The 3294-nt window shown below is 46.2% G+C and carries 3 protein-coding genes and 1 tRNA gene; 2 read left to right on the top strand and 2 right to left on the bottom strand.

Going from position 1 to position 3294, the window contains the following annotated elements; all coding sequences use genetic code 11:
• Window positions 1-476, top strand: a 476-nt coding sequence (locus AC3A14_RS09245; protein ID WP_487778981.1) for an eCIS core domain-containing protein, incomplete at its 5' end; no start/stop codon positions are given.
• A 367-nt stretch (window positions 477-843) separates the two neighbouring features.
• Here the strand turns inward: AC3A14_RS09245 and AC3A14_RS09240 are convergent.
• Together AC3A14_RS09240 and accC are read right to left on the bottom strand one after the other, a co-directional pair.
• Window positions 844-1557, bottom strand: a complete 714-nt coding sequence (locus tag AC3A14_RS09240) for a DUF429 domain-containing protein (RefSeq protein ID WP_318734466.1) — start codon at window positions 1555-1557, stop codon at window positions 844-846.
• A gap of 148 nt (window positions 1558-1705) precedes the next feature.
• Complete coding sequence (accC, locus tag AC3A14_RS09235) at window positions 1706-3049, bottom strand: acetyl-CoA carboxylase biotin carboxylase subunit (protein ID WP_318734463.1); 1344 nt, start codon at window positions 3047-3049, stop codon at window positions 1706-1708.
• A 140-nt stretch (window positions 3050-3189) separates the two neighbouring features.
• On the opposite strand from accC, the gene AC3A14_RS09230 reads away from it, so the two are divergent.
• Window positions 3190-3270: transfer RNA gene (locus AC3A14_RS09230), tRNA-Leu, on the top strand.
• Window positions 3271-3294: the final 24 nt, after the last annotated feature.

Below are 3294 nucleotides of genomic sequence, written 5' to 3'. Positions count from 1 at the left end.
ACTCGGCTGTGCAACGTAACGAGGAGGAGGAGGTAGACATGAAGCCTCTTGACTCAGCGGTGCAACGGAACGAGGAGGAGGAGGTAGATATGAAACCCAAACCAGGACTACAACGGGACGGGTTAGCAGGAGGAAGAGCTACCCCAGAGTTTGAAGGACAACTCAAACAAGCGAAACGAGGGGGACAACCCTTAGATCCTACGCTTCAGACGAAAATGGGAGAAGCGATGGGCGCTGATTTTAGTGGTGTGAAGGTGCATACGGATTCCCACTCTCATGGTTTAAGTCAATCGATACAAGCAAAAGCATTTACCACGGGACAGGATGTATTTTTCAATAAAGGACAATATAAACCATCAAGTCCCCAAGGTCAGGAATTAATTGCCCATGAGCTAACCCATGTTGTGCAGCAGAAAGGGGCAAGTGTGGAACGTAAAAAAATAGACTCTTCTGTTAATGCACAAATTGGCGATTAGACGCTGGCGCAGTAGAGAATATAATGCCATTCTCAAGACATTGGATCTCTAGCATGATGAAAGGAATGGTCTAGCTAATGAACCTCTGATTGTGTAGCTTGTTTTTCTGAAAAAATTGAAGAAGCTGATTGGTGTTTATATTACTTAAAAAAAATAGTAAGCCGTCTACTCACAAGCAGAGTAAGAAGAGGAGTATACAGCAAGAAAAATCCCCCTAAATCCAACTTTCTAAGGGGGGTTGGGGGGATAGAAATGTACTACATAAGAGCGAAAACTGCTGTAAGTCCATGGTTTTCACGTTCAGTAATGACGGCAAATACAAAGAAAAAAAAATACTCTAATTACAGTCTGTCCCACATTAAGTTTTTTAGAACGGGACAATGATATATCCAGAACTGAGGTCTCCAAGTACCCAGTTTTTTTCGGTTCCCCAATACCACCAATGAGCCCCAATATAGGCACAGATGAGACTATCGAGTTGATCTTCAACTATTTTAAGGGCTTTTCCTGTTTCTGGGATATCAGGTAAATTAAGAACAGCCAGAGGGGGTTGGCGCTGGGGAAGTCGATCGCCGATAAACTCTCGCAGTTTAGATAATTCTAACCGGCGATCGCCCACCTTACCTTTTTTGTACTTCAAAATCCGCTCTAGTCCAAATAAATTCACGATCGCTGGATGGGGATAGACTTCTATTTGATAGCGTCCGGGTGTTTGAGGTATGATTTCCGGGGCATGGCTAAACCCCCGTGTGGTTAAAGATTCACCAAATCCTGTGGTACGCTCGGCAAATGGACGCTGTTGATTGGCAGGATAACATCCCGCATCGTACTTGCCGAAATAGCGATGGGTGAGGCGATCGCACAGACGCATTCCGGTTAGATTAGGAATTAGAGTTGGCGCATCTACGGCAATTAATCCAGGAGTTTCAGAGGGAACCTGGCGATCGATCCAAGCCAGAATCCGCTCCAGGTCGATCTCTGTCGTTAAGTCTAGCAGATGCAATTGCCCAGCGCCCCACTCTAAGCAACACAACCCAGTCGCTCCAGAGCGCCATCCTAAATCAATTCCCAGAAATTTCATACGTCAGGCAAGAGCAAAGTATCGTAGTGGACTATTTCATCTCAAACAAGGTATTAGGTGCGACTTGTTGTAGCGCTAAAGCGCTACAACGAAGGAAAAAGTATCGGTAATTACCTCCTGTTTTTTAATGCACTATTTACCCTATTTTTTAACCAAAGTACTGTTCAATAAAGTTAGTGTACACATTTCCTTCTAAGAACGCTGAAGTTTCCAGAATTTTCTGGTGAAATCCAATCGTGGTTGGTACACCCGTAATTGCACATTCTTGCAAAGCTCGTCTCATGCGACGGATCGCACTATCTCGGTCTGCACCCCAAACAATTAATTTACCAATAAGGGAATCATAATAGGGGGGAATTTCGTAATCGGTATAGACATGGGAATCAAACCGCACACCAGGACCTCCAGGAACGAGATATCCACTGATGCGGCCGGGATTAGGACGGAAATTATGATCGGGATCTTCGGCATTCACCCGACATTCGATCGCATGACCTCTGAATTGAACTTGTTTTTGGCTTAAAGATAGTTTTTCTCCTTGGGCAATGCGGATTTGTTCAGCAATTAAATCTAGTCCGGTCACCATTTCCGTAACCGGATGTTCGACTTGAATCCGGGTGTTCATTTCCATGAAGTAGAAATTGCCGGATTTATCGAGTAGAAACTCAATGGTTCCAGCTCCCGTGTAGTTAATCGAACGTGCTGCTTTAATAGCAGCTTCTCCCATTCTTTGTCGTAGTTTCGGTGTTAGAGCAGGGCTGGGAGATTCTTCTAACAGTTTTTGATGTCGTCTTTGAATCGAGCATTCCCGCTCCCCTAGGTGAATGACATTACCATAGGAGTCAGCTAAAATCTGAAATTCAATATGGCGGGGATTTTCAATAAATTTTTCTAGGTAAACCCCAGCATTACCAAAGGCGGCTTCGGCTTCTCCTTGAGCGGCTCGGAACAGTTTAATCAGTTGGCTCTCATCCCGAACCAGGCGCATTCCCCGCCCGCCTCCCCCAGCCGTGGCTTTGAGCATGACTGGATAGCCAATATCACGAGCGACACGAATGGCTTCATGTTCATTGCTCAAGAGTCCATCACTACCGGGTACAGTGGGGACTTTAGCCTTTTGCATGGTGGCTTTAGCGGTGGATTTATCCCCCATGGCTCGCATGGCTTCTGGAGTGGGGCCGATAAAGGTAATTTGGTGATCGGCGCAAATTTCAGCAAATTTGGCATTTTCGGCTAGGAAACCATAACCCGGATGAATGGCGGTGGCGTTGCGGGTTAGGGCAGCAGCGATGATGTTGGGAATGTTGAGATAGCTTTTGTTGCTATTGGCCTCTCCAATACAGACGGCTTCATCAGCTAACTGTACATGGAGAGCCTGATGGTCTATGGTGGAGTGAACAGCAACGGTGGCAATGCCCAGTTCTTCACAGGTGCGGAGGATGCGAAGGGCAATCTCTCCTCGGTTGGCAATCAGGATTTTTGAAAAAGTCATCTTCCAGTTTTTGAGCATGATATATTCCGTTAGAATAGGGGGTTTGGGGGCCTTTCTGGAAGATCTTTTTTTCTGATGGGTGCGATCGCCGTTGACTTATGCTACGATAAGAATCGGTGAGCGATGCTCACCAGTTGTCAGCGGATGTGGCGGAATTGGTATACGCGCACGTTTGAGGGGCGTGTGGCTTTGCCTTGCGAGTTCGAGTCTCGCCATCCGCATGAGATAAAGATGAATGGGAGGCT

This window comes from Roseofilum sp. (genome assembly GCF_982964205.1).
Note: the sequence above shows the minus strand (reverse complement) of the source record. Positions and strands in the feature narration are given on the sequence as shown.

What these genes read in the sequence shown, in the direction of transcription:
- AC3A14_RS09240 (WP_318734466.1), bottom strand. Translation starts at nt 1,557, where the DNA reads ATGAAATTTCTGGGAATTGATTTAGGATGGCGCTCTGGAGCGACTGGG.
- accC (WP_318734463.1), bottom strand. Translation starts at nt 3,049, where the DNA reads ATGACTTTTTCAAAAATCCTGATTGCCAACCGAGGAGAGATTGCCCTT.